The organism is Gordonia sp. SGD-V-85 (genome assembly GCF_001456905.1).
GTDB lineage: Bacteria > Actinomycetota > Actinomycetes > Mycobacteriales > Mycobacteriaceae > Gordonia > Gordonia hongkongensis.
In genome coordinates, this window is the sequence record NZ_LNQO01000017.1 from 68,937 (window position 1) to 94,313 (window position 25,377).

Genomic DNA, 25,377 nt, shown 5'->3' on the forward strand with positions numbered 1-25,377 from the left:
CGCCCGGGCGCACCCGCGCCCGGGTGCCGACACTCCCCCGAAGGCGTCGACGACACCGCACGCCCGCACGGCTAGGTTTGTGATCATGCATCGAGTGCCGGCACTTCGGGAACTGCTGACACGCGCGGCTTCGGCGGTCGCGCTGACGGGACTGCTGGGCGTCCTCATGGCCCTGGCATTCCCCGGCGCGGCGTCGGCGGAGCCGCCCACCCGGCTGCCGAACTACGTCGTCGACTCCGCCGACGCGATCTCCCCGGCGCAGCGCACCGAACTCGAGACGGCCATCGATTCGCTCTACAACGCCCACGCGGTCCAGATGTGGATCGTGTACGTCCGCGATTTCGACGGTCTGACCAGCGAGGAATGGGCGGATCGCACCGCCGCCGCCAGCGAGCTGGGTGACCATGACGCCCTGCTCGCCGTCGCCACCGAGGACCGGGCGTATCGGTTCTTCGCACCCGACAGCGTGGGCGGCCTCGATCAATCGACACTCGAAGAAGTCGCGAACGACGACGTCGTCCCGCAATTGCGTGAGGCGAACTGGGCAGGTGCGGGCCTGGCGGCGGTCAACGGGCTGTCCGGCGCACTCGATCCGAACCACACCGGCCTGATCGCAGCCGGCGTCGTCGGCGGCGTGGCCGTCCTCGGCGGCGGCGGCGCGTACCTCTACTCCCGACGCCGCAGGCAGCGTCGTATCGACGACAGCGTCGAGTCCCTGCGCGAGCAGGAACTGACCGTCGACCAGTTGGCCGCGCAACCCGTCGAGGTGCTCGACCCGTGGTCGCGTGAGGTGCTCACGGACCTCGACAACGCCATCCGCACCAGCAAGGAAGAGCTCCAGTTGGCGGTCGGCGAGTTCGGTGAGGCCGAGACGGCTCCGTTCACCGACACCGTGCGGCACGCCGAGCAGGCGCTCGGACGGGCGTTCGCGCTGCGCCAGCGTCTCGATGACAACGTTCCCGAGACCGACGACGAACGACGCTCGATGCTCGTCCAGATCATCACCACCTGCACCGAGATCGACAGCACACTGGACGACCACGTCGAGAACTTCGACGCGATGCGCAACCTCCTCATCAATGCGGACTCGCGATTCGACTCCATCACCCAGCAACTCATCGGTCTGCGTGCCCGTCTGGAGACGGCGTCGCAGCAGCTGACCGAGCTCATCGGCAAGCACGGCGAGGCCACGTTGACCTCCATCCTCGACAATGTCGATCTCGCCCGAGCCCAGATCGACTTCGCCGAGGCGACCGCGGATCAGGGGCGCGCCGCCATCGCGGCACCGGTGGGTCAGCAGGGACCGGCCGTCGCTGCGATCAGGTCGGCCGAGGGATCGATCGAGCAGGCGACCACGCTGCTCGACGCCATCGATCATGCAGACGCGAACATCGCCGTCGCCCGCTCGCGGATGCCGGCGCTCATCGCCGAGGTGGACGACGAACTGGCCGAGGCCAACGCCCTGGCACAGACCGGCGGGACCTCGCTGGCGACCGTGATCGAGGTCGCGAGCGCCGCGGTCGCGAATGCCCGCAGCAACTTCGACGCCGATCCGCTGGGTACCTTCACGGCGCTCGTCGACGCCGATGCCGATCTCGACGACGCACTCGCCGCGGCGCGGGACGCCGCTGCCGAGCGCATCCGTCGGGCACAGGTCCTCACCGCGGCACTCGAATCGGCGGAGGCCAAGGTGACAGCGGCCGCCGACTTCATCGGCACCCGGCGGGGGGCCGTGCAGTCCACGGCACGTACCCGACTGGCGGAGGCGCAGCGGCTTCTGCAGTCCGCGACGGACGCCGCTGCCACCGATGCACCGGTGGCGACCGCGACCGCACGTCGCGCCGGTTCCCTGGCCGACCAGGCGCTCATGGCCGCTCAGACCGACGTCGTCGACTGGCAGTCGCAACAGCGACATCCGGGCGGCTCGTCCACCGCCGGTGCGGTCCTCGGCGGAATCCTCGTCGACAGTTTCCTACGCGGCACCGTCGCAGGACGCGGAGGTGGATTCGGCGGGGGCTTCGGTGGCGGCGGCTTCGGCGGGGGCGGCTTCGGAAGCGGCGGACGCAGCCCCGGCTCCTTCGGCGGTTCCGGATCGTCGGGCCGGATCGGAACCGGCGGGCGCTTTTGAGGTCGAACGTGATGTTCCACGTGGAACCAACAGGGGTGTTGGGCTGCCGTTAACGCTCGGGTAGCCATCGGTTCGTTTCATCCTCCTAACGTGCTCCTCGTCGTGCGCCGGCCCCGTGGCGCGACCATGTTTTCAGAGGAGCCCGTGTGCGTATTCCGTTGCAGCTGTTCATGTCCACCGGTGAGGATGCCGGGCGTTCGTCCCGCGCCTACGTGACCTGCCGCTACAAGTGCGGCGACGCGTGCCGCCACGATCCCGGGAACACCAGCGACAACAACTACTTCCGGGACGTCGTCCGCACCGCGGTCTCGCGTCGAAGCGTTCTCAAGACCTCGGCCGGTGCAGCGGTGGCCGTCGGTGCGACCTCGCTCCTCGCGGCGTGCGGTGATTCCGGGTCGTCGGAGTCGGCCTCGCCGTCGAGCGGTGCGGCATCCGGAGATGCGATGCCGGGCATGAACTTCGCCGCCGTCACGCCGAACACCGAGGATGCCGTGGTGATCCCGGACGGGTACCGCCAGGAGGTGGTGATCAGGTGGGGCGACCCGATCCTGCCCGGCGCTCCTGAGTTCGACTTCGCCAATCAGACGCCCGAGGCGCAGGCCGGGCAGTTCGGCTTCAACAACGACTTCGCCGGCCTGATCCCGGTCGACGGCGTGGCCGATCACCACTACCTGGTCGCCAACCTGGAGTATCCGACCGAGCCCTTCATGTTCGCCGGTTACAAGGAAGGCGAACCCACCGAGCAGCAGGCCCGCATCGCCATGGCGTCGGTCGGCATCGCAGTCGTCGAGGTCACCGCGCAATCCGGCAGCGGAGCTCTCAAAACCGTTGTGGGCCCTCGAAACCGACGTCTGACTGCCTCGAGCCCCTTCCGCCTCACCGGTCCGGCCGCGGGCAGCGAGTTCGTCAAGACGGCCGCAGACCCGGCGGGCACCACTGTCCTGGGCACCTTCGCCAACTGTTCCGGAGGTCTCACCCCGTGGGGCACGATGCTCTCCGGGGAAGAGAACTTCAACAACTACTTCGCGAACCCGAGCACCGTCACCGATGCCAAGGCCAAGGAGCGGCTCGAGCGCTACTCCTTCGAGGACGACGGCGACGAGCACTACTGGGGACGGTTCGACAAGCGTTTCGACCTGGCCGTCGAGCCGAACGAGGGGAATCGCTTCGGTTACATCGTCGAGGTGGATCCGCACGACCCGAATTCCGTTCCGGTGAAGCACAGTTCGATGGGCCGGTTCAAGCACGAATCGGCTAACATCTACGTGGTCGGGAGCGGGCCGGACAAGGACACCGTCGTCGCCTACAGCGGTGACGACGAGAGGTTCGAGTACATCTACAAGTTCGTCTCCAGCCGCAAGATGAAGTCCGGCCTGTCGAAGACGGCCCGCGACCACAACATGGGCATCCTCGACGAAGGCACGCTCTACGTCGCCACCTTCACCGGAGACTCCCCCGACCCGGTGGACGGCACCGGAACCCCGCCCGCCTCAGGGAAATTCGCCGGCAAGGGCTCCTGGAAGCCGCTGCTGACGGTCAATGCCGACGGTTCGGCACGCTCGTACATCCCCGGAATGACCCCTGCCGAGGTCGCGGTGTTCACCCGCCAGGCCGCCGACGCCGTCGGCGCGACCAAGATGGACCGGCCCGAGGACATCGAACCGAATCCGAAGTCCGGCAAGGTCTACTGCGCGCTGACGAACAACGACGATCGCGGCACCGATGGTGAGGCGCCTGCCGATGCGGTGAACCCCCGCAACGAGAACAAGAACGGTCAGGTTCTGGAGATGACCGACGATCACACCGGCACCGAGTTCACCTGGGAACTCCTTCTGGTGTGCGGCGACCCGGCTGCTGCCGACACCTACTACGGCGGGTTCGACAAGACCAAGGTCAGTCCGATCTCCTGCCCCGACAACGTCGCATTCGACCCCCATGGCAATCTGTGGATCTCCACGGACGGCAACGCACTCGACAGCAACGACGGGTTGTTCGCGGTCGCCCTCGACGGCGATCGACGCGGGGAGACCAAGCAGTTCCTGACCGTGCCCAAGGGTGGCGAGACCTGCGGTCCGATCATCGACTCCAATCGTGTCCTGATCGCGGTTCAGCACCCCGGCGAACTCGACGACCACTCCGCGGACAACCCGGCGTCGCACTGGCCGGACGGCGGACAGTCCCAACCCCGGCCGTCCGTCGTCGCCGTGTGGCGGGACAACGGAGGCGAGATCGGCGTCTGACCACACCCCTGCATCCTGAGCACCCTCGAGTCCCGGCGCTGCGGCCCGGCTCGGGGGTGTTCTGCATCTCCCACCAGGACTGTCCCGCGGTACCGAGTCGTTGAACTGGATCTTTCGTGGACCGCACCCCATCGTGACAGTCGTCAAGCTTTTTCTTGACGAGTGTCAAGACCGGGGCTTAGTGTGGCGTGCAGCACATGTCACCTCGACTGTGTCTTGCTTCTCCGCCTCGGCCGAGGCGGTCTCACGGAGGTGGAACGATGACGAGTTATGACCTGACCGGGCGGACGGCACTGGTCACCGGTGGCGCGCAGGGCCTCGGTGCCGGGATGGCCGAGGCGCTCGCCGCAGCGGGTGCGTCCGTCGCGATCGGCGACGTGAACTCCGACGGCGGTCGGCAGACGGTCGAAACGCTTCGGGCACAAGGCGCGAAGGCCGAGTTCGTCGCGCTCGACGTGACCGACGACGCGGCCTGGGAGTCGGCCGTGGCGTCGACCGTCGAGTCGCTGGGCGGGCTCGACATCGTCGTGAACAACGCCGGCATCGAGGTGACGAACCTCCTGGTCGATCTCGACGCCGGCGAGGCGTCGAAGATGCTGGACGTCAACGTGCTCGGTACTGCCCTCGGCATCAAGCACGCGTTCCGCGCGATGCGTCCCGGCGGCATCGCGGGCAAGGGCGGAGCCGTCGTGAACATCGCATCCGTCGCTGCGACAATCGCTTTCCCCGGCATCAGCGTCTACTCCGCGACGAAGTCGGGTATCGACCGCCTCACCCGGGTGGCGGCCGCCGAGTCCGGCAAGCTCGGCTACGGAGTGCGCGTCAACTCGATCTATCCCGCACTCACCCCGACCGCGATGGGCAACAAGCTTGCCGTCGAGACCGCGGCCCTGGGGCTGTTCGAGTCCCCGGAGGCGGCTGCCCAGGCAGTCGCGGAGCTGACACCCCTGGGCCGACTCGGACAGGTCGACGACATGGCCGACGCCGTGGTCTTCCTCGTCTCCGACGCCGCGAAGTTCATCACCGGCGCCGGCCTGCCGGTCGACGGCGGGATGGGGATGTAGCAAGCTCATCGAACCCCGCTCGCCACAACACTTTCCACGATCCATCCGCACCACACAACCGTCCCAGACCCGAGGAGTCCCACCATGCCCACTGACAAGCGCGTCGTCGTCTACGGAGCGTCCGGTTACACCGGTCGGCTGATCTGTGAATATCTGCGCGAGTACAACATCCCGTTCCTGGCGGCGGGCCGCGACCACTCCCGGCTGAAGAGCGCCGTCGAGGCGGTGCCGGGCATCGACACGGTCGCGTACGACATCGTCGAGGTCGAGCACACGGTCGAGGCGCTGACCGAGGCCTTCCGCGGCGCCGACGTCGTATTGAACACGGTCGGGCCGTTCGCCCGCTACGGCCACGAGGTCGTCCAGGCGTGCCTGGAGATCGGGGCCCACTACACCGACACCAACGGTGAACAGAACTGGATGATCGATGCCGAGGCACAGTACGGAGCCGAATTCGCTTCTCGCGAACTGGTCTTGACGCCGGGCCTGGCGCAGATGTACTCGATCGGCGAGATCGCCGCGAACATCTGCCTGGAGAACCCCGGACTGGACACCCTCGACATCCAGGTGTTCTGGAAGGGCCACCCGACCGTCGCGTCGACCAACACGATCCTCACCAATGCCGCATTCGCGAAGGCGTACTACCTCGAGGAGAACGAGTACGTCGAATGGCCGGCGGACGCGGGTCTGTACACGGTCAGCGTGCCCGGTCAGCACGACCTCGGTCTCGCTCTGCCCTGGGGCGGTACATCACACCCGGTGTGGTTCAAGAACGACCCGCGCGTGGCCACCGCCAAGGCACTCGGCGGCGTCTTCAATCGGCCACTGATGCAGGGCGTTCCGGTTCTGGTGGCCGCCGCGCTCGAACAGATGGAGGGCAAGTCCGAGGAGGAGAAGTACCGGATCATCGACGAGCAGTCGGCCGCCATCCGCAGCGAGATGCCCCCGCGTGAGAACCCGCGCCTGAACACCTCGCTGGACTCGGTCTACGCCTCCGGTCCGCTCGGCCGCGCGCACTGCGTGATCCACGGCAACTCCAACTACAAGCAGACCGCCCTGCTCAACGCGCACGCCGCGAACGAACTGCTCCAGGCCCGCCCCCGCCGTGTCGGCTTCGTCTCGAGCTGCCAGGCGTTCGGCCATCGCGAATTGCTCGGCACCCTTCGCGCTTTCGGTCTCGTCCTGGACCCGATCGTCACCGTGCACCGCTGAGGACGACATGCGACTCTCGGAGTACCTCGACAAGGGCGCCTCGCTGGGGCGCGACGCGCCGTGCCTCACCGCCGGCGGGGTCACCTCGACCTACGGCGAGGTCCAGGATCGGTCCACCGCCATCGCGGGCGCGTTGCAGCACAACGGGATCGAGGCCGGCGACCGGGTCGCCGTCCTGTCGGCCAACGATCCGCTGGCCCTGACATGCGTCTTCGGCATCTCGCGTGCGGGTGCCGTGTGGTGCCCGGTCAATCCGCGTAACGAGGCCGAGGAGAACCGACAGCTGTTCGATCTCTTCGGGTGCCGGCTGCTGTTCTTCCAGGCGAAGTTCGCCGGCCTGATCGAGAAGATCAAAGATCGGCTCCCGCAACTGGACCGGTTGATCTGTCTGGACGGCGACGTCGACTGGGCGACGCCGTTCGACGGCTGGCTCGACGAACATCGGGCCGAGCCGGACGAACGCCGACGACCAGATGGCGGTGTGTGCATGCTCGCCGGTACCGGCGGGACGACCGGCCGACCGAAGGGGGTGCGACTCACCGAGGACAACATGATGACCTCGACAGCACTGGCGTTGATGAGCTACCCGTTCGGTGAGCGCCCCCGGTATCTGGCGCTCGCCCCGCTGACCCATTCGGCGGGGGTGCTGACGTTCCCGATCCTCAGCCTCGGTGGCGAGGTCGTGATCATGCCGGCACCTGACATCGGCGAGTTCCTGGCACTGATCGAGCGGCATCGCATCACCCACGCGTTCCTCCCGCCGACGGTGATCTACGGGGTGCTCGACCATCCCGACCTCGACAGTCGAAATCTGAGCTCGCTGCGGTGCCTCTGGTACGGCGCCGCGCCGATGTCGCCCACGCGGCTGGAAGAAGCACTGACGCGCATCGGCCCGGTGCTCGGCCAGTTGTTCGGGCAGACGGAGGCGCCGAACATGATCGCCACCCTCGCGCCCGCCGAGCACTTCCACGACGACGGGTCGATGGCCACCGAGCGGTTCGGATCGGCCGGTCGGCCGACACCGCTGACCACGGTCGCGATCATGGCCGAGGACGGGTCGCTGCTGAGTCGTGGCGAGCGCGGGGAGATCGTCGTCCGGGGACCGCTCGTGATGGACGGGTATCACGAGAACCCCACGGCCACGGCCGAAGTGAGCGCGTACGGCTGGCATCACACCGGCGACATCGGCTACCTCGACGACGACGGCTACCTCTTCGTCGTCGACCGCGCCAAGGACATGATCATCACCGGCGGGTTCAACGTGTACTCGGCCGAGGTGGAACAGGCGTTGCTGGCCCATCCGGCGGTGAAGGACTCGGCCGTCATCGGGCTGCCCGATCCCAAATGGGGCGAACGAGTGACGGCCGCCGTCGAACTGCGTGCGGGGCACGACGCCGACACCGAGGAGCTCATCGCCTTCGTCAAGGAACGGATCGGCAGCGTCAAGGCGCCGAAGGAGATCGAGATCTGGACCGAACTGCCGCGGTCCAAGGTCGGCAAGATCCTGAAGACCGAGGTCCGGGGCGCATTCAGCTGACCGGATCGAGGCCTCACCCGGTGCCCGCCCGGCCGGCGCCGACAAGCGTCGAACTCGGCCGGGTGGGTACACTCGGGTCTCGAACTCCATCACTCCCCGAGCAAGGGAATCCCCCGGCAAGGACCGCGAGATGACACAGGTCGTCGACCGACAGGCCCGCATCGAGGCCCGCGCACGAGACAAGTTCCAGGCCAAGCGCGACGAGCTGGCCATGGCGACTCTGACGACGCTGGCCGAACTGGGGTACGCGCGGACGAGCCTGCGCGAGATCGCGCAGAACTCCGAGTACTCGCACGGGGTGTTGCACTACTACTTCACCGACAAGCTCGACCTCATCGCCCACGCGGTCCGGCAGTACGAGGCCGTCTGCGTCACCCGCTACGACGAGGTCGTGGCCCACGCGGTGACCGCGGACCAGTTACGCGACGAGTTCGCCGACACCTTCTTCGCAGGCATGCACTCCGAGGCAGCCATTCATCGGCTCTGGTACGACCTGCGCAACCAGAGCATGTTCGACGACTCCTTCCGCGCTGACGTCATCGAGATCGAGCGCCGGCGCGAAGAGATGATCTGGCGTGTGGTGGAGAGATTCTGCGAGTTGTCGGGGACGCAGCCCGCGGTGACACCGGCGGTCGCCTACATCGCGCTCGACGGCATCTTCCAGCGCGGACTGCTCAGCGAGATCGACGGCCGGCCCGACGGCGTCGCGACCGCCCGCGAGGACCTGATCGCCTTCTTCGGAGTCGTGGGGCACCACTGACCGTCTGAACGAGTCGAGTCGCAGATGCGTGCGCAGCGTCACAGCCTTCCGCCCTAATACTTCGAATCCCTAAGTATTAGACTCTCTAAACGTGTCCGCTTCCGACCCCGCCCAGCTCGCCCAGACCCTGCGGCCGACGATCACCAGGCTCTACCTGGCCCTTCGTCGTCGCGCACCGTCGGTCGAGCTGACCGCGGCGCAGACCTCCGCCCTGAGCGTCCTCGCCGATCACGGGCCGATGCGGATGGGTGAATTCGCCACCCGCGAATCCATCCGCATGCCGACAGCGACGTCGGTGATCGACGGACTCACCAAGCACGACCTGGTCGAACGCAGACCTGATCCAGACGACCGCCGAGCCGTGCTCGTCGGCCTCACCGACCACGGGCGCACCCTCGTGCGGCAGATCCGCGAGGAGCGGGACGTCATCCTGACCGGTGCGCTCGCCGCACTCGACGATCAGCAGCGCGAAGCCATCGCCGCGGCCGGACCGGCCCTGCAGGCCCTGCGCGACCAGCTGGACAATCACCCGGTATCGCACCCCGCCCGCCCGGCGAGTGCGTGAGCGGCCCGGTCACGGTTCGACACCGCCGGCCGTCCGCCTGATCTGGCAGAGGAATCAATGACCGTCACCGAACACACCCCGGGCGACACCGCCGCGGTTGCGCGCGACACCCCCGCAACCGAACCGTCGATGCTCGCCTCTCTGCGCGCCCAGCCGCGCGCGGTGTGGATCACCGCCTTCGCCGCCGTCATCGCCTTCATGGGCATCGGCCTCGTCGATCCGATCCTGCACAGCATCGCCGAAGCGCTGAACGCCCCACCGGAGAAGCTCACGCTCCTGTTCGGTGTCTACGTCGGCGTCCAGTGCGTCGCGATGCTGCTGACCGGTTGGGCCGCATACCGTTTCGGGCCGCGACGCACACTCACCGTCGGGCTGGGACTCATCGTCGTCGCCGCCGGCGTCTCGGCCTTCGCCGACAACATCGACCAGCTCATCGCCTACCGGGTGATCTGGGGTCTCGGCAACGCACTGTTCCTCGCCACCGCACTGGCTTTCATCGTCCAATCGGCGGTCGGCAACCGCAACAGCGCCATCATGATGTACGAGGCCGCCCTGGGCATCGGACTGGCCGTCGGACCGCTCCTGGGCGCGACGCTCGGTGAATGGACCTGGCGCGCACCGTTTGCCGGTACCGCCCTGCTGATGCTGGCCGGAGCCATCCTGTGCGCGTTCATGCTTCCCGCCGACGGCCCCCGGTCCGAACGAGTGCGGGTCCGGATCGTCGACCCGATCAAGGTCCTGCGCAACCGCACCCTGTTCGTCACGTCCGTCGGTTCCGCCTTCTACACAGGCGCCCTCTTCACCGTGATCGCCTGGGCGCCGATCGCGATGGGCCTGCGACCCATCTACGCCGGACTCGTCTTCTTCGGCTGGGGTCTGCTCACCGCGGTCGCCGGAGTCTTCGTCGCGCCGCTGTTCGCTCGGGTCGTCGGTGAGAAGGCCGGTGTCATGGTTGCCATCTCGACATACGGACTTGTCATGGTGCTGGCCGGGATCGGCACGTTCACCGGACAGATCTGGCTGATCGGCCTGGCCGTCATCCTCTCGGGCTTCCCGTCGGGCGTGCTCAACACCCTCTTCACCGACGTCGCGATGTCGGCCGTCGGCGGCGACACCCCGCGCTCGGTCTCGAGTGCCGGGTTCAGCTTCCTCCGCTGGATGGGCGCCGCGATCGCCGCCGTGCTCGTCGCCTACCTCGCGAAGTGGACCGGTTCGGAGGCGACACCGTGGTGGTTCGCCACCGGATACTGCGTCGTCGCCCTCGGCGCGGTGTCGCTGGCAAAGGTCGCCCACGACCACAAGGTCGCCGACGATGCCGCTCTCATCGGCGCCGAGGAGTTCTGAGCCTCCTGCAAATCCGACTTTCTGCTCCGTACGAAACGAGCTTGCGACCGTCTCCACCCTCTCCCTGAGGAGCGAGCTTGCGAGCGTCACCACCCGCTCCCTGAGGAGCGAGCTTGCGAGCGTCACCACCCGCTCCCTGAGGAGCGAGCTTGCGAGCGTCACGAAGGGTCCTGGCGAGAGGCCCGGCAGAACCTTCGTGACGCGCCCTCCGCAAGCTCCGGGCGCTCCTCAGGGAGCGGGGGTTGGGTCGCGCCCTCCGCAAGCTCCGGTCGCTCCTCAGGGAGCGGGGGTTGGGTCGCACCCTCCGCAAGCTCCGGGCGCTCCTCAGGGAGCGATGAGGTGGGGATCTGCGAATCGGCGACCGGCGCGCGGAACGCCCCGGTACCGTCCGCGGGATGACGGATACGAAGGTGATCGTCGCCATTCGCGGCGACGGGCCGAGCCGCACCGCTGCCGACGATCTCGTCGAGCGCTGTATGGCAGCGGGGGCAACGCGCGTGCAGGTCAACCTCAGCGACGACGCGGTCTCCGGGGCCATGCGGATCGACGAACTCGACCCGCCGATCGGCGCCGTGCTCTCGTTCTGGGCGCCCCACACCGGGCCCGTACTCGCTGTCATCAACGACGTGCTCGACGGACCGATCGCCGCCTGGGAGGTCACCGCGCGGGCGCCGCTCAATCCGACCCTGCCCGCCGACGGGACGCGGATAGACGCGCTGTCCAATATCGCTTTCCTCCGTCGCCCGGACGAGCTAGACCACGCCGAGTGGCTTCGTCGGTGGCTCGACGACCACACCCAGGTCGCCATCGACACCCAAGCCACGTTCGGTTACGTCCAGAACATCGTCGAACGACCGTTGACCGAGGACACCCCGCCGGTCGCGGCCATCGTCGAGGAACTGTTCCCGATGGCGGCGGTCAGCGACATCCACGCATTCTACGGAAGCGGCGGTGATCAGCAGGAACTCGAGCGTCGGATGACCCAGATGCTCGAGAGTGTGTCCCGCTTCGGCGCGGACCGCTACCTCGACGTGGTGCCGACCTCGCGCTACGACTTCGAACTCAGCCGGTCGCGAACCTGAATCGGGTTGTCACACGGCCGAATCCGGGAACGCGATCACCGACAGGAAGCGCACCGGCAGCTCGACGAGTTCGACGGGTCCATGCGCGCCCTCGCCGTCGAGCTGTAGCGAGTCGCCCGGGTGCATCCGGTACACCGAGCGACTGTGGGCGTAGTCCATCACGCCCTCGAGGACGTACAGGAACTCAGTTCCCGCATGCTGGAACAACGGCTGGGTCACCGACTTCTCCGTCAAGGTGACGAGCAGACATTCCAGGCGTTTGTGCTCACCGCGCAGCGAGCCGAGCAGCTCGTACTCGTGACCCTCCCGGGACCCCTCGCGCACGATCTCCGAGCCCTCGCCCGCTTTGACGAACACCGCCGACCGCTCCATCTCGGCGCCGCGGAACAGCGAGGTGACCGACACATCGAAGCCGTTGGCCAGGCGGGCGAGCGTGCTGAGACTGCACGAGGTCTGGGCGTTCTCGATCTTCGACAGCATCGCCTTGGAGATGCCGACGCGAGTGGCCATGTCCCCCACCGACAGTCCCTCCTGACGTCGCAGGCGCCGCACGTTGTGCGCGATCGCCGTCTCGAGCTCCAGCTCCTCGACCGACTGGTCGACAGGTCTCTCTCGCGCGGTGCCGGACTGATTCCGGATCAATGGGTCGTCCGTCACGCCGCCAGCATAGTGAGAAACAACGTTTCCTGACAGTTGACACACGATTCCACTCCTGTCGACGGCCACGGCCTCGGATCATCCGGCGCCCCGGTCAGCGCATCTCGCCGGCTCCCACATACGGGAAGCGCGTCGTCAGCAGGGCGCCTTCGGCGAACCGCGTGAACCGGAAGTCCGACTCCGGGATACGCGGGTCCGCGCTGCGTCCGTCGACGACGAGGTCGGCGATCAACCGGCCGACCGCCGGCGAGATCTTGAACCCATGGCCGCTGAACCCGGCCGCCAGGACGAGCCCGTCCAGCGGCCCGCGGGAGATGATCGGATTCCAGTCGGGTGTGACGTCGTAGCACCCGGCGTAGCTCGTGGTGATGGCCGGATCGGTGAACCCGGGGAACCGGGTGCCGACCTTGTCGACGGTGAGGTCGATGAAGTCCGAGTCCGCGCGGTTCCGGTAGTCGTCGGGATTCGCTATGTCGAGCGCCGCGAGATCGCTGTTGCCGAACAGGATCTCGCCCCGGACGTCCGGTCGAACGTACTGCAGCGACACCAGATCGGAGAAGACCGGCACCTCGCCGAGGTCCTCACCGGGGTGAATCATCACGATCTGTTCGCGGTGCACCTCGATCGGGATGTCGACCCCGTAGGGCGCGAGGAACGGTTTGGACCAGACACCGGTGGCAACGACCACGGTGTCTGCGGAGATCGTCGAACCGTCCGCGAGCCGGACTCCCGCCACCCGGCCGGCGTCGACGATCAGGCCGGTGACGTTGGTCCCCTGACGAATTCGGATTCCCGATGCCCGCGCCGAGGCCGCGAAGGCCTGCGCGGTCTGATACGCGTCGCCGTACCCACCGCGCTCTTCCCAACCGAAGGCTGCGAAGGGTTCGAGGTCGGCGGTCGGCCACATCGCGGCGACGTCGGCGGCGTCGATCTCCTCGGTCTGCACGCCGACCGCACGTTGCGCCGCGAGGCTCTTCCGCATGTTCTCGACATTGGGCTCGCCGACGCCGACGACATACCCGGTCTGACGGAATCCGATGTCGGAGCCGAAGATCTCCTCCGCCTTCTCGAAGACCTCGAGTCCCACCGCGGCCATCGCCGCCAGCGAACCGACGCCGTAGTGGCAGCGCACGATGCCCGACGACTTGCCCGTCATCCCGCCGCCGACGGTGTCCCGCTCGCAGACGATCACATCGGTGATGCCGCGTTGTCCCAAGGCCCAGGCGGCCGCCGCGCCCTCGAGGCCGCCACCGACGATGACGACCGAGGCGGTCTCGGTGCTCACAGGCCGGCCCCCGGAATCCAGTTCGTCCCGGCGAGCGGAACGCGGGCCATCGCCGACGCCTCGATCGAGATGGCGACGAGATCTTCGGGCTCCAGATGCTGCAGGTGCGCTTTGCCGCACGCACGGGCGATCGTCTGGGCCTCCATCGTCATCACGCGCAAGAAGTTCGCCAGGCGCTTTCCGCCGAGGACTGGGTCGAAACGCGCCGAGAGTTCCGGGTCCTGCGTGCTGATGCCCGCGGGATCGCGCCCGTCCTGGAAGTCGTCGTAGAAACCGGCGGCCGATCCCAGCGCCTCGTACTCCGCGGCGTATCGGGGATCGTTGTCGCCCAACGCGATCAGCGCTGCGGTGCCGATGGCGACGGCGTCGGCACCGAGGGCCATCGCCTTGGCGACATCGGCGCCGTTGCGGATTCCGCCCGACACGATGAGTTGGACCTCTCGGTGAACACCCAACTCCTGCAGGGCCTGCACCGCCTGCGGGATGGCGGCGAGGGTCGGGATGCCGACGTGTTCGATGAAGACGTCCTGGGTCGCCGCCGTTCCGCCCTGCATGCCGTCGACCACGACGACGTCGGCGCCGGAATGCACCGCGAGTTTCACGTCGTAATACGTGCGAGTGGCGCCGACCTTCACATAGATCGGCTTCTCCCAGTCGGTGATCTCGCGCAACTCGTTGATCTTGATCGCCAGGTCGTCCGGTCCGGTCCAGTCGGGGTGACGGCACGCGCTGCGCTGGTCGATACCCTGTGGCAGGGTCCGCATCCCAGCCACGCGTTCGGAGATCTTCTGTCCCAGCAGCATTCCCCCGCCGCCCGGTTTGGCACCCTGGCCGAGCACGATCTCGATCGCGTCGGCCTTGCGCAGGTCGTCGGGGTTCATCCCGTATCGCGACGGAAGGTATTGGTAGACGAGATGTTTGGACTGACCACGCTCTTCGGGCGTCATCCCGCCGTCACCGGTGGTGGTGGAGGTACCGACCTCCGAGGCCCCGCGCCCCAGCGCTTCCTTCGCCCCGGCCGACAGCGCGCCGAAGCTCATCCCGGCGATCGTCACCGGGGTGGAGAGATGCAACGGGTACTTCGCATTTCGCGAGCCGAGGACGACGTCGGTGTCGCAGCGCTCGCGATAACCCTCGAGGGGGTAGCGGGACATCGACGCGCCGAGGAACAGCAGATCGTCGAAGTGCGGCAGCTTGCGCTTGGCGCCCCAGCCACGGATGTCGTAGATGCCGGTCTCGGCCGCGCGCTGGATCGCGGCGATGGTGGTGCGGTCGAACGTGGCCGACTCGCGCAGGCCGCGCTGTTCGACGCTCAGGTTGTCGGTCATGGTGGTTCTCTTTCGTCGTGTGGTCGGGCGCATCTCAGCTCCCTGAGGAGCCCCGGAGCTTGCGGAGGGGCGTCCCCCCTGCTCCCTGAGGAGCGCCCGGAGCTTGCGGAGGGGCGTCCCCCTGCTCCCTGAGGAGCCCCGGAGCCTGCGGAGGGGCGTCACGAAGGGTCTTCGCAACTCGTCTCGCCAGGACCCTTCGTGGCTCGTCGCTTGCGCTCCTCGCACCTCAGGGAGCAGAGGTGGGCGCTGTCACCGCTGAGGAGCGAGCTTGCGAGCGTCACGAAGGGTTTGCCGACTCGGCCGCCGGCCCTTCGCACTCGGGAGGCAGGGACGGCTCAGTACGCGGAGGTGTTGTCGACCTTGAAGTGGTAGAGCTCGCGGGCGGAGCCGTAGCGGGTGTAGTCGCGGGGGTCGTCGTCGCCGAAACCGGCGGCCTTGAGCAACCCGGCCAGTTCCTCGAGGTGCTCGGCGCGCATCGGTTTGGCGATGCAATCGGCACCCAGCGAGGCGACCTCGCCCCGCACATAGATCCGGGTCTCGTAGATCGAGTCACCGAGACCGTCGCCGGCGTCCCCGCGGACCACCAGGCGGCCCGCCTGCGCCATGAAAGCGCTGTTGTGGCCGACGTTTCCACCGACGACGATGTCGACGCCCTTCATCGAGATGCCGCAGCGTGCCGCGGCGTCACCCTCGACGACGAGGAGCCCGCCGTGGGCGGTGGCGCCGGCCGACTGGGAAGCGTTGCCCTTCACGATCACGCTGCCGCTCATCATGTTCTCGGCGACGCCGGTACCGGCGTTGCCGTCGATGGTGACCTCGGCCTGTTGGTTCATGCCGGCCGCGTAGTAGCCGACGTGTCCGTTGATCGTGATCTTCACCGGGAGGTTGACGCCCGCGGCCACGCTGTGGGCTCCGGCCGGGTTGTCGATGACGATCTCGCCGGAGATGTCCCCGTGCAGCATCGAGTTGATCTCGCGCAACGGGGTTTCGGCGAGGTCGAAGGTGTGATTGGGGTTCATCGTCTCAGCTTTCGCCGTGTCGTTCGAGGCGGGAACGGGAGGGGTGGAGGGAAACTCGGCGGTCATCGAGTCCATGCGTAGACGACCTCCGGCTCGGGCTCCCAGATGCGGGCGTTCTCCACGCCGGGCAGTTTGGCCAGTGCGCGGTACTCACTCGCCATCGCCACCCAGTCGTCGGTCTCGGCGATCACGGCCGGTTTGCATGCGATGGCATCGCGGACCACCGCGAACGAATCGCGATTCGACACCAGCAGTGTGTAGAAGCCGTCGAAGTTCGCGCAGACCTCTTTCAACGCTGTCTCCACGTCCTTGCCCGCCGCAAGCTGGTGTGCGACGAAGCGCGCCCCCACCTCCGTGTCGTTCTCACTGTCGAACTCCACTCCGGCAGCCCGCAGTTCACGCCGGATGGTCGCGTGATTCGCAAACGAACCGTTGTGGACCAGGCACTGTTCGGGGCCGACCGCAAACGGATGTGCACCCGAGGAGGTGACCGCCGATTCGGTCGCCATCCGGGTGTGCCCGACGCCCTGCCATCCCGACGCCGCGGCCAGGCCCCAGGATTCGGTCAGGTCACGGGGCGCCCCGACGCCCTTGAGGACGGTGAGGTCGGAACCGAAACCGGCGACAAGGGCCGACGGATACGCGGCGCGGGCCGCGGCCAGCAGCTCGTCGGCCGGCGCCGGGGCGGAGGCCACCAGCGTCACGTCGATCGTCTGTGCCGCGACCGGCACCCCGAGGGCCGCTCCCAGCGTCGTGGACACCTCGTCGGGAAGAACGTCGAGTTTGAGGAGGGAGATGCAGCCGTGTCCGGGCGGTGCCCACGTGGGGTTGCCGTAGACGGCGATACCCGCCGAATCCGCGCCACGGTCTTGCATCTCGCCGAGCATCCCGGCGAGCATCTCGCCCAACCGGGGGTGAAGGTCAGGGTTGCGCAGGTGCAGCCCGACGATTCCGCACATGATCAGTTCCTTACGTCGATCGATGAATCTCGTTGAGAGGTCGTGTGTTCTGGGGAAGGACGGTCAGAACGCCGTCAGGTACTTGTCGACCTCCCACGGCGTGACCGCCGCGTGCCAGTCGAAGAACTCGTCGCGTTTGAGTCCGGCGAAGTATGCCGAGACCCGCTGCTCGTCCGCGGGCCAGTCCTCGGGAAGCGCGGCGTCGAGCGTGCCGGCGACGACCCCGTCGGCCTCCAGCGCCTCCACCGCGTGCAGGAGGGTGAGCGGGAGTTCGGCGATGTGGCCGGGGCAGTTGCCGACGGCGCCCGGGTCCAGACTCCGCTTGATGCCGTCGAGTCCCGCACCGAGCAGCGCGGCGACGGCCAGGTACGGATTCGCCGACCCGTCACCGCCACGGAGTTCGACGCGTTGCTCATCGGGCACCCGGATGTAGTGGGTGCGGTCGTTGCCGCCGTAGGTCGCCCGCCGCGGAGCCCAGGACGCACCCGAGCGCGTCGCCGTCGCACCGGTTCGCTTGTAGGAGTTGACCGTCGGTGCGATCACGGCTTGGAGCGCAGGTGCGTGTTCCAGAATCCCACCGATGAACCCGTACGCCGTCTCCGACAACCCCAGTCCTCGCTCGTCGTCGGTGACCTGCGGGAACACCGGGTCGCCCGCCTGCGTGAGGGACAAGTGGAAGTGCAGACCCGACCCGGTGCGCTCCGCGAAGGGTTTCGGCATGAAGGTCGCGATCATGCCCTTCTCCGCAGCCAGGGCGGAGAGCAGGTACCGGAGAGTGACGACGCGGTCGGCGGTCGTGAGCGCGTCGGAGTAGGCGAAGTTCTGCTCGAACTGGCCGTTCCCGTCCTCGTGGTCGTTGGCGTAGTTGCTCCACCCGAGTTGGTTCATCGCGGTGGACACGGTGGTGAGGTGGTCGTACATCCGGGTGAGACCGCGGACGTCGTAGCACGGCTGGTCGGAGTCATCGGCGGCGTCGGCGGTCACCAGCGAGCCGTCGGCGGCCCGTTTCAGGAGGAAGTACTCGACCTCGGCCCCGACCCACGGTTCGAAACCCGCGTCTGCGGTCTGGGCGATGAGCGCCTTGAGGATGTTCCGGGGCGCGAACGGCCACGGCTTGCCCTCGACATGGGGATCACACTGGACGACCGCGAGCCCCTCCTTGATGAACGGGATGGGCAGGAAGGACCGGACATCGGGAATCGCGATGAGATCGGGATCCTTCGGCTCCTGGCCGATCGCGCCGACCGCATATCCGGCGAAACCGACTCCCTCGGTGGCCAATTCGTCCACCGCTTCCACCGGCACCAGTTTGGCGCAGGGCTTGCCGCGGAGGTCGACGAACATCGCGAGGATGAACTTGGTGCCGTGCGTTGCGCAGAGATCGGCGAGTTCGCCGGTCGTCGTCTCGGTGGTTGTCATCATGTGCTCCGGGGTCGACTCTAAGGGCTTTCGTTTCGCATGTCCACTCGCGTGAACCACTGTCTACTATTAGTAGACCCGGTAGATGTTTCGTCCCTGTTTCGACTCCGTGAGCGGTGGGTGTCAATCTGTCCGGCAACGTTTTCCACGTCCTCGGACGCACAGCGCTCGGGGGCCCACCGTCGAACGGTGAACCCCCGAGCAGTTGCCGAACCGATGACCGGTATGGATCAGACCCCGGCCGGTGGCGCCGAGGCCGGAGCCGACGACGGCATCGCCTCCTCCACCTTGTCCGCGGCGCGGGCCGGCGACATGGTCGCGAGTCCGCCGGCGTGACCGACCGAGGCGGCGGGGATCTCGTACGCCGTCTCCGCGTGGACCGCGGTGTCGAGGCCGACCATCTCGGTCTCCTCGTCGACGCGCATGCCGATGAGCTTGTCGAGCCCCTTGGCGATCAGCCAGGTCATCACGAACGAGTAGGTGCAGGTGATGACGATGCCGGCGAGTTCGCGCCACACGATGTCGACCGGTCCGCCGAACAGGATGCCCTGCACACCGGCCGGCGCGGCCTCGGTGGCGAACAGCACGATGCAGATGGTTCCGACGATGCCGCCGATACCGTGTACGGCAAAGGCGTCCAGCGTCTCGTCGATCTTGAGCTTGCTCTTGAAGCTGAGCAGGAACGCCACGACCGCGGCTGCGAAGATGCCGACGAGCAGCGCACCGAGCGGTGCCATGCTGCTGGCCGCGGGGGTGATCCCGACGAGGCCCGCGACGGTGCCGGTGATCATGCCGAGCGAGGTGACGTGCCCCTCGCGCCACTTCTCGATGATCGCGAAACCGATCATGCCCGCCGAACCGGCCAGCAGGGTGTTCAGGATGACGGCCTGCGCGAGGAAGTTGGCGCCGAGCGCGCAACTGCCGTTGAACCCGAACCAGCCGAAGAACAGGATGCCGCCACCCATGATCGTCATCGGCACGTTGTGCGGGCGCTCCATCCGCCGCTTGCGCGCACCGAGCACCACCGCGAGGGCAAGGGCCGCGACACCGGCATTCATGTGAACCGCGGTGCCGCCTGCGTAGTCGACGATCTCGAGATCGTTCAGCAGGAAACCACCGCTGTAGTTGTCGTCGACGTCGGCCGCGAAGACCCAGTGTGCGACCGGGAAGTACACCACGAGGAGCCAGATCGGCGCGAAGACCAGCCACGCCGAGAACTTCATCCGGCCCGCCGCGCCGCTGGCGACGATGGCGATCGTGATGGCCGCGAACAGGATGAACCAGGCTGCGAAGTAGAGCGTCTGGGTGGCGCCGGAAGCGTCGTCGGTGAGCCAGTTGGTCAGGCCGATGTAGTCGGTCGGGTTGCCGATGAGGCCCCACCCGCCCACCGACGGACCGGACACGAGGCCGTGCCCGATCACGACGTACAGGACCGCCGTGATCGCCAGGGTGGACATGACCATCGTCATGATGTTGAGGACGTTCTTCGATCCGACCATGCCCCCGTAGAAGAAGGCCAGGCCCGGGAACATCAGTAGGACGAAGACGAAGGCCGCCAGCATCCATGCCAGGTCGGCATTGGCGGCGAGTATGGGTTCCATGAGCGATCTTTCGGTTCTGGGACTCTACGAGAAGTCGGGTGTAACGGGACCAGGGCTCACGGGCGACTTTGACCGCGGAGATATGCGACGACGTTGTCGCGATAGTCGAGAAAACCCTTGTAGGCGGCGATGTCCTCGCCGAGCGTCTCGATGACGGTCGCCAATTGACCGGCCCACTCGGGTATGCGCTTCACGTCCTCGAGCGAGGCCATGAATGTCCGGATATTGAACGTCACCGCACCCGACATCGGCAACCGGACGAAGTGTTCCAGCTCGATGCGCAGTCGCGCGCGGCCGAAATCGCCGTCGGCGATCATGCCCGCGACGTCGCCCGCCCACTCCGGCAGCTCCTCGAGACTGACGTCGAGTTTGTGGGAGTCCGACGCCGACAGCGTCCAGTTCACCCTGCGGTACACCTGGTCTGCGGGTAGCCTCCGCAGGAACTGTTCGGCGCGGGCGACGATGCCTTCGCGGAGCATGCGGGGAACGGGCGCGTGGATCTCGTACATGTCCATCCCGACGTCGAAGGACACCGACCACGCGGCGGCGAAGGTGACCACGCCGGCGTCGAAGTACAGGTGCCCGTCGCGTTCGGTGACGAGCAGCAGGTCGTCGGGTACCTCACGCGCCAGGAATTCCATGGGGCCGCAGGGGAGGGTGGCCGGATCGCCCAGGACGAACTCCTGATCCGTACCCAGAAGCCGGTTGCACCAATGGAATCGACCGTCACCGTGTTCGGTGAGCTCCATCGCCGCGGGGTAGGCGTGACCGAGATCGCGCAGGTAGTACAACAGCAGATCCCAGGAGGCCAGTTCCATCCCCGGGCGCACACGGACGCGTGTGGGATCGGTGTCGAGGATCCGCCGTCGCTCGGCCATGATCTCCGGATACTCGGCGCCGCCGAGATCGACGAGGTGCCTACCCCATTCGCCGGCCCGAGTCGGGCGCGGGATGCGTGCCGGTTCGACGTTCACGCTGTAGGAGAACTGCTCCATCTCGTCCGGAAACGGCCACGGCAGGTTCGCCAGGTGGTCGACCCGACGGGTCGGGAACGATTCGATGCTCACAGGTCCACCTCGATGTCCTGACCGCGCGAGACACAACACAGCATGGCGTCGCCCACGGTCTTCTCGTCGTCGGTCAGTACGAAGTCGCGGTGCTCGATTCGGCCGCTTCGCAGCGGGATTCGGCATTCGCCGCACACGCCTTGACGGCACAGACTCGGCACCGGGACGCCGTTGTCGAGCAACCGCTGCAGCAGCGACACACCCGGTGGCACGTCGATGCGGAGGCCGGAAGACGCCACCGTCACGGTGAAGGGATCGCCGGGAACCTGTTCGGGGGCGGTGAAACGTTCGAGATGTACTCGCGCGCTCGGCCATCCGGCGGCCTCCGCGAGCCGGGTGTACGCCTCCAGGAGTGACGTGGGACCACAGGCATAGGCGTGCGTTCCGAGCGGTTGCGCCCGCAATCGTTCAGCGATCACCCGCATGGTGGCCGCAGCCCCGGACACCTCGTGCAGCGTCACGGAAGGTTGCATGGCGAGCGCCCGCAGGTCCTCGGCGTGCGCACCGCATCCACGCCGATAGGAGTAGACGATGTCGGCCCGACGCCCGTCCCGAGCGAGGGCACGGGCGTGTGACAGCACCGGCGTGACCCCGATTCCGCCCGCGATCAGCAATGCGCCGCGCTGATCGAGCACCGGCGGGAACATCGAACGCGGACCCTCGATCTCGACGACGGCATCGACGACGAGGTTGTCGTGCAACCAATCCGAACCACCGCCCGCACCACGTCGCAACACCGAGATGCCGTAGCTGGTCGGGTACATCCCGTCGTCGACGAGCGAGTAGGCATTCCGCTGTCCGCCGGCCGAGATGATGAGATGGCTGCCCGGCTGGTACGCGGTCAGGACCGCGTGGGCGTCGTCGACGGGGCCGAACCGGAAATGGGTGACCTCGTCGGTGAGTTGCCGCACGGACATGACACGCATCGGTCGCGGACCGGTGGCGTAGGCCGGATGAAGGTGGGCCGGGTACTGCCCTACGGCGACCGCGGTCATTCGTCACCGCCGACCGCAGAGGCCAGGAAGCTGCCCATCACCGGTGAATGGTGTTCGTGCACCTCGAGATCCCGAGCGCAACCGGGGCACGCGACGACGCCGCCGACAACGGCCTCGGCGCGAAAGGTCTCGCGGCAATGCGCGCAGTAGAGCGGTAGGTCGCGGGTGTGCGTGACATAGCACGCCAGTTCGGCCGCCACCGCCCCCGCGTTACGCGCCATTGCGAGTGCCGTCATGACGTCGTACTGCCCGCCGGTGACCAGGATTCGGGTACCGGTGCGGCACTCGTCCAGAGCAGACTGCAACGCCGATCTGTCGACCGCGTCGCCCAGTGAGTCAAGGACAACCAACCGCGTCTCTCCGGCGGCCTCGGCGGCCGCCACCCAGTTCCGTGACACGTGCGCGGCCGCCGGATCGTCGCCGATCGCCACCACGAGGAACGCCGCCCCGCTGGTGTCGACGGCCGGGGGCGAGGCGGGCCACCGCGGCATGCCGGGCCCGGTGGTCCCCGGCGTCGCCGGTGCGGCCGCGCGCAGCCACTGCGCCGCACGATCCCGGAACTTGATGATGCCCTTGTATTCGGCCATGTCAGTGGGCAATTCGGCCAGCACGTCCGCAGTCCGCCGCCGCCAGACGTCGATGGTGGCGACTTGCTCGAGCGGAAGCATGTACGTCCGGATGAGGAACATCACCGCACCCGAATCCGGCAGTCGGATGAGGTGTTGCACTTCGACGCGGAGGTGTACCCGCCTGCCGAACTCGTCGTCGGGGACCTGCTGGATGAGCTCCCGGTCCGGTCCCCACTCGTGATAGATCTCGGTCGAGACGTCGAGCCTGCGGTCGATCGTCAACGTCCAGTTGGTTCGCCGGTACGGCTGATGAGGTTGGAGGCGCTTGAGGAACTCGTGCGCACGGGTGATGACGCCTTCGGGGTGGATGCGCGGCACCGGTCCGTGGATCTCGAGGAAGCTCATCCCGACGTCGAACCCGAAACTCCAGTCGGCGGCGAAGGTGACGACCCCGGCGTCGACGTGGAGTTGCTCGTTGCGCTGATCCAGGAGTGCGATGTCCTCCTGGACCTGAGAGCTGATGTAGCGCAACGGTTCCTCGGGAAGAGTCGCCGGGTCACCGTACCGGAAGTGTTGCTCGATCCCGAGAATCTCGTTGTGCCACAACCAGGTGTCGGGTCCGGTCGACGCGAGCCGGAACCCGGGACAGGTCGCGGCGAGCTCACCCATGACGGTCAACATCGCGTCCCACGCGGCCGGGACCATATGCGGCAACACAGCATGGCGGGTGGGATCGGCGGCCAGGATCACCGCGCGCTGATCGATCTCGGTGCGGTACTCCGAGTCGATGTCGACAACCGACGTCCCCCACTCGCCGGCCGCCGTGGTTACCGGGGTCCGGGCCGGTTCGACATTCGTGCTGTAGCGATAGCGGTCCTCGGGGAACGGGAACGGGAAGCCCGCGAGGAGATCTGGCGCGACCGTCGTCGTCGCTCCGCCCGGGTCGAGAGTGTCTGTCACAGGGGAACCTCCAGGGTGCTGGCGGCCGAAGCGCGCGAGACGCACGGCATGATGGCGTTGCCCGCGTCCTTCTCCTCGGGGCTGAGGTAGAGATCGCGGTGGACCGGGATACCGCCGGCGAGCGGAATGCGGCACTCACCGCACACGCCTTGCCGACAGAGATTCGGCACGACGACGCCCTCGTTCTCGAGAGCCTCGAGCATGCTCGTCCCCGCCGGTACCTCGACCGTCCGCCCGGAAGCGGTCAGCTCTACACGGAAGGGGTCGCCGGCGTCCAGAGCGTCGATCCCGAACCGCTCGAGATGAATCCGCGATTCCGGCCAACCGGCGTCCACCGCCGCAGCGGTGACCGCGTCGATCATCGCCGACGGACCGCACACGTACAGGTGGGTACCGATCGGCTGGGTACGCAGGGCTTGTGCGAGGCGATCGGCGAAGGAGTGCCGGTCGGTGAACAGTTCGGCGCGGGGTCCGGCGAGTGCGGTGACCTCGTCGAGGTGGGCGGCCGCCGAATCACGGAAGACATACAGCAGTTGCACATCCCGGCGCCAGCGAGCCGCCGACCGAAGGTGGGACACCATTGGCGTGATCCCGATCCCCCCGGCGATCAGGAGATGTTTACGCGCCCGGACGACCGGAGCGAACGCGCTGCGCGGCAACCCCACCGACACCGTTGCACCGACCTCGAGTTCGTCATGCAGCCAACGTGATCCGCCCTTGCCGTCATCGAGTCGGAGCACCGAGATCGAGTAGTGCAACGGATGCGCGCCGTCGCCGGTCAGGCTGTAGGCGTTGGTGAAGGCACCCGCGTGCACGACGACGTGACTGCCCGGGATGTAACCGGGCAGCACGTTGCCGCCGGGGCTGGCGAAGGTGATCGTGCGGATGTCTCGGGCGGGGGCGTCGACAGCCGTGACGACGAGTTCCAGCGTCGTCGCGCCGGCTCCGGGACGCACGACGGACTCGGGGGTGCTCATCTCGGCCACTCCGGTGTTCATGAGGGGTCCTCCATGAGGGTGGGTACCTCGCCTGGTCCGGTTCCCGGACAGGCCGGCTGGGCGGTCTCGGCGTCGGCCATGAAACCCAGATACTGTCCGGTTCGACGCGAGACGTGGTGGTACACGAGCAGGTCGCGACGGCATCCGACGCACCCGACGATGTCATCGACGTCCGCAGCCGCGCGGGTGACCGATCGGCAGTGTGCGCAGAAGATCTCCACGACGCTCTGCGGCGCGGAAGTCACCGTTACGACGGCGATCTCGTCGTCCTCGAGTCCGGCACCGAGTGCGACTGCGCGCAGTGTCAGTGCCGATCCCGGCTCCGCCACTATCCAGACTCGCACGCCGACAACGGCTTCGGCGAGTGTGCTGCCGAGCTGGGCGCCGACCGAGTCGGTGTCCCCGTGGATACGCGTGGTGGCACGCGGAGGTAGTGATGACTCCCAGCGAGCCAGGGTTTCGGCGACATCCCCGACACCGACCAGCACGTACGAGTTGCCGGTCGGTGCGGGCGTCGTCGCCTCGATCGGTACGCCGGGACGTGCCCACGTCGGCACGCTGGAGAAGTCGATCTGCGACATGGCAGCG

The 25,377-nt window shown here is 67.5% G+C and carries 21 protein-coding genes; 9 read left to right on the forward strand and 12 right to left on the reverse strand.

The window, feature by feature from the left end:
• The first annotated feature begins 85 nt into the window (after window positions 1-85).
• The 9 genes from AS181_RS18110 (at window position 86) to AS181_RS18150 (ending at window position 11,932) form a co-directional block, all read left to right on the forward strand.
• The gene (locus AS181_RS18110; RefSeq protein ID WP_058252972.1) at window positions 86-2,128 is read left to right on the forward strand and encodes a TPM domain-containing protein; all 2,043 of its coding nucleotides are present in this window, start codon (window positions 86-88) and stop codon (window positions 2,126-2,128) included.
• A 146-nt stretch (window positions 2,129-2,274) separates the two neighbouring features.
• Window positions 2,275-4,368, forward strand: a complete 2,094-nt coding sequence (locus AS181_RS18115) for a PhoX family protein (protein ID WP_058252927.1) — start codon at window positions 2,275-2,277, stop codon at window positions 4,366-4,368.
• Window positions 4,369-4,628: 260 nt separating this feature from the next.
• Window positions 4,629-5,432, forward strand: coding sequence for an SDR family NAD(P)-dependent oxidoreductase (locus AS181_RS18120; protein WP_058252928.1), 804 nt, complete (start codon window positions 4,629-4,631; stop codon window positions 5,430-5,432).
• An 84-nt stretch (window positions 5,433-5,516) separates the two neighbouring features.
• Window positions 5,517-6,644: a DUF5938 domain-containing protein gene (locus AS181_RS18125; RefSeq protein WP_058252929.1), complete on the forward strand. Its 1,128-nt coding sequence runs from the start codon at window positions 5,517-5,519 to the stop codon at window positions 6,642-6,644.
• Window positions 6,645-6,651: 7 nt separating this feature from the next.
• Window positions 6,652-8,181 (forward strand): acyl-CoA synthetase, encoded by a 1,530-nt coding sequence (locus tag AS181_RS18130; RefSeq protein WP_058252930.1) that lies wholly within the window; start codon window positions 6,652-6,654, stop codon window positions 8,179-8,181.
• A 130-nt stretch (window positions 8,182-8,311) separates the two neighbouring features.
• The gene (locus tag AS181_RS18135) at window positions 8,312-8,941 is read left to right on the forward strand and encodes a TetR/AcrR family transcriptional regulator (RefSeq protein WP_058252931.1); all 630 of its coding nucleotides are present in this window, start codon (window positions 8,312-8,314) and stop codon (window positions 8,939-8,941) included.
• 91 nt (window positions 8,942-9,032) lie between these two features.
• A complete protein-coding gene (locus AS181_RS18140; protein ID WP_058252932.1) occupies window positions 9,033-9,506 on the forward strand; it encodes a MarR family winged helix-turn-helix transcriptional regulator in 474 nt (157 codons plus the stop codon).
• 57 nt (window positions 9,507-9,563) lie between these two features.
• Entirely contained in the window at window positions 9,564-10,850 is a 1,287-nt protein-coding gene (locus AS181_RS18145; protein WP_058252933.1) for an MFS transporter, read from the forward strand.
• A gap of 395 nt (window positions 10,851-11,245) precedes the next feature.
• Window positions 11,246-11,932 carry an EthD domain-containing protein gene (locus tag AS181_RS18150; protein ID WP_058252934.1) on the forward strand — a complete coding sequence of 229 codons (687 nt, stop codon included), beginning with the start codon at window positions 11,246-11,248 and terminating at the stop codon, window positions 11,930-11,932.
• Window positions 11,933-11,941: 9 nt separating this feature from the next.
• Here AS181_RS18150 and AS181_RS18155 read toward each other — a convergent pair whose 3' ends face one another.
• The 12 genes from AS181_RS18155 to AS181_RS18210 form a co-directional block, all read right to left on the reverse strand.
• Window positions 11,942-12,589: a helix-turn-helix domain-containing protein gene (locus tag AS181_RS18155; protein ID WP_442902795.1), complete on the reverse strand. Its 648-nt coding sequence runs from the start codon at window positions 12,587-12,589 to the stop codon at window positions 11,942-11,944.
• 94 nt (window positions 12,590-12,683) lie between these two features.
• A complete protein-coding gene (locus AS181_RS18160; RefSeq protein WP_058252936.1) occupies window positions 12,684-13,874 on the reverse strand; it encodes an NAD(P)/FAD-dependent oxidoreductase in 1,191 nt (396 codons plus the stop codon).
• Entirely contained in the window at window positions 13,871-15,202 is a 1,332-nt protein-coding gene (locus tag AS181_RS18165) for an FMN-binding glutamate synthase family protein (RefSeq protein ID WP_058252937.1), read from the reverse strand. Before AS181_RS18165 ends, AS181_RS18160 begins: the two co-directional genes overlap by 4 nt.
• Before the next feature lie 335 nt (window positions 15,203-15,537).
• On the reverse strand, window positions 15,538-16,296 hold the full coding sequence (locus AS181_RS18170; protein ID WP_058252938.1) for a protein glxC: 759 nt from the start codon (window positions 16,294-16,296) through the stop codon (window positions 15,538-15,540).
• Complete coding sequence (locus tag AS181_RS18175; RefSeq protein WP_058252939.1) at window positions 16,284-17,180, reverse strand: glutamine amidotransferase; 897 nt, start codon at window positions 17,178-17,180, stop codon at window positions 16,284-16,286. Before AS181_RS18175 ends, AS181_RS18170 begins: the two co-directional genes overlap by 13 nt.
• 63 nt (window positions 17,181-17,243) lie before the next feature.
• Window positions 17,244-18,602, reverse strand: coding sequence for a type III glutamate--ammonia ligase (gene glnT / locus AS181_RS18180; protein WP_435084634.1), 1,359 nt, complete (start codon window positions 18,600-18,602; stop codon window positions 17,244-17,246).
• Window positions 18,603-18,829: 227 nt separating this feature from the next.
• A complete protein-coding gene (locus AS181_RS18185) occupies window positions 18,830-20,200 on the reverse strand; it encodes an ammonium transporter (RefSeq protein ID WP_058252940.1) in 1,371 nt (456 codons plus the stop codon).
• A 56-nt stretch (window positions 20,201-20,256) separates the two neighbouring features.
• Window positions 20,257-21,267: a heme-dependent oxidative N-demethylase family protein gene (locus AS181_RS18190; RefSeq protein WP_078112481.1), complete on the reverse strand. Its 1,011-nt coding sequence runs from the start codon at window positions 21,265-21,267 to the stop codon at window positions 20,257-20,259.
• Window positions 21,264-22,262, reverse strand: a complete 999-nt coding sequence (locus tag AS181_RS18195) for a PDR/VanB family oxidoreductase (protein WP_058252941.1) — start codon at window positions 22,260-22,262, stop codon at window positions 21,264-21,266. Before AS181_RS18195 ends, AS181_RS18190 begins: the two co-directional genes overlap by 4 nt.
• Window positions 22,259-23,791, reverse strand: coding sequence for a heme-dependent oxidative N-demethylase family protein (locus AS181_RS18200; protein WP_058252942.1), 1,533 nt, complete (start codon window positions 23,789-23,791; stop codon window positions 22,259-22,261). The genes AS181_RS18195 and AS181_RS18200 overlap by 4 nt, the downstream gene beginning before the upstream one ends.
• A complete protein-coding gene (locus AS181_RS18205; protein ID WP_058252943.1) occupies window positions 23,788-24,789 on the reverse strand; it encodes a PDR/VanB family oxidoreductase in 1,002 nt (333 codons plus the stop codon). Before AS181_RS18205 ends, AS181_RS18200 begins: the two co-directional genes overlap by 4 nt.
• Window positions 24,786-25,370, reverse strand: coding sequence for a dimethylamine monooxygenase subunit DmmA family protein (locus tag AS181_RS18210; protein ID WP_058252944.1), 585 nt, complete (start codon window positions 25,368-25,370; stop codon window positions 24,786-24,788). Before AS181_RS18210 ends, AS181_RS18205 begins: the two co-directional genes overlap by 4 nt.
• Between the last annotated feature and the right edge of the window lie 7 nt (window positions 25,371-25,377).

Coding starts and splice junctions, on each gene's coding strand:
- AS181_RS18145 (WP_058252933.1), top strand. CDS start 9,564: ATGACCGTCACCGAACACACCCCGGGCGACACCGCCGCGGTTGCGCGC.
- AS181_RS18150 (WP_058252934.1), top strand. CDS start 11,246: ATGACGGATACGAAGGTGATCGTCGCCATTCGCGGCGACGGGCCGAGC.
- AS181_RS18120 (WP_058252928.1), top strand. CDS start 4,629: ATGACGAGTTATGACCTGACCGGGCGGACGGCACTGGTCACCGGTGGC.
- AS181_RS18210 (WP_058252944.1), bottom strand. CDS start 25,370: ATGTCGCAGATCGACTTCTCCAGCGTGCCGACGTGGGCACGTCCCGGC.
- AS181_RS18130 (WP_058252930.1), top strand. CDS start 6,652: ATGCGACTCTCGGAGTACCTCGACAAGGGCGCCTCGCTGGGGCGCGAC.
- AS181_RS18135 (WP_058252931.1), top strand. CDS start 8,312: ATGACACAGGTCGTCGACCGACAGGCCCGCATCGAGGCCCGCGCACGA.
- AS181_RS18170 (WP_058252938.1), bottom strand. CDS start 16,296: ATGGACTCGATGACCGCCGAGTTTCCCTCCACCCCTCCCGTTCCCGCC.
- glnT (WP_435084634.1), bottom strand. CDS start 18,602: ATGATGACAACCACCGAGACGACGACCGGCGAACTCGCCGATCTCTGC.
- AS181_RS18185 (WP_058252940.1), bottom strand. CDS start 20,200: ATGGAACCCATACTCGCCGCCAATGCCGACCTGGCATGGATGCTGGCG.
- AS181_RS18165 (WP_058252937.1), bottom strand. CDS start 15,202: ATGACCGACAACCTGAGCGTCGAACAGCGCGGCCTGCGCGAGTCGGCC.
- AS181_RS18205 (WP_058252943.1), bottom strand. CDS start 24,789: ATGAACACCGGAGTGGCCGAGATGAGCACCCCCGAGTCCGTCGTGCGT.
- AS181_RS18125 (WP_058252929.1), top strand. CDS start 5,517: ATGCCCACTGACAAGCGCGTCGTCGTCTACGGAGCGTCCGGTTACACC.
- AS181_RS18175 (WP_058252939.1), bottom strand. CDS start 17,180: ATGTGCGGAATCGTCGGGCTGCACCTGCGCAACCCTGACCTTCACCCC.
- AS181_RS18110 (WP_058252972.1), top strand. CDS start 86: ATGCATCGAGTGCCGGCACTTCGGGAACTGCTGACACGCGCGGCTTCG.
- AS181_RS18195 (WP_058252941.1), bottom strand. CDS start 22,262: ATGACCGCGGTCGCCGTAGGGCAGTACCCGGCCCACCTTCATCCGGCC.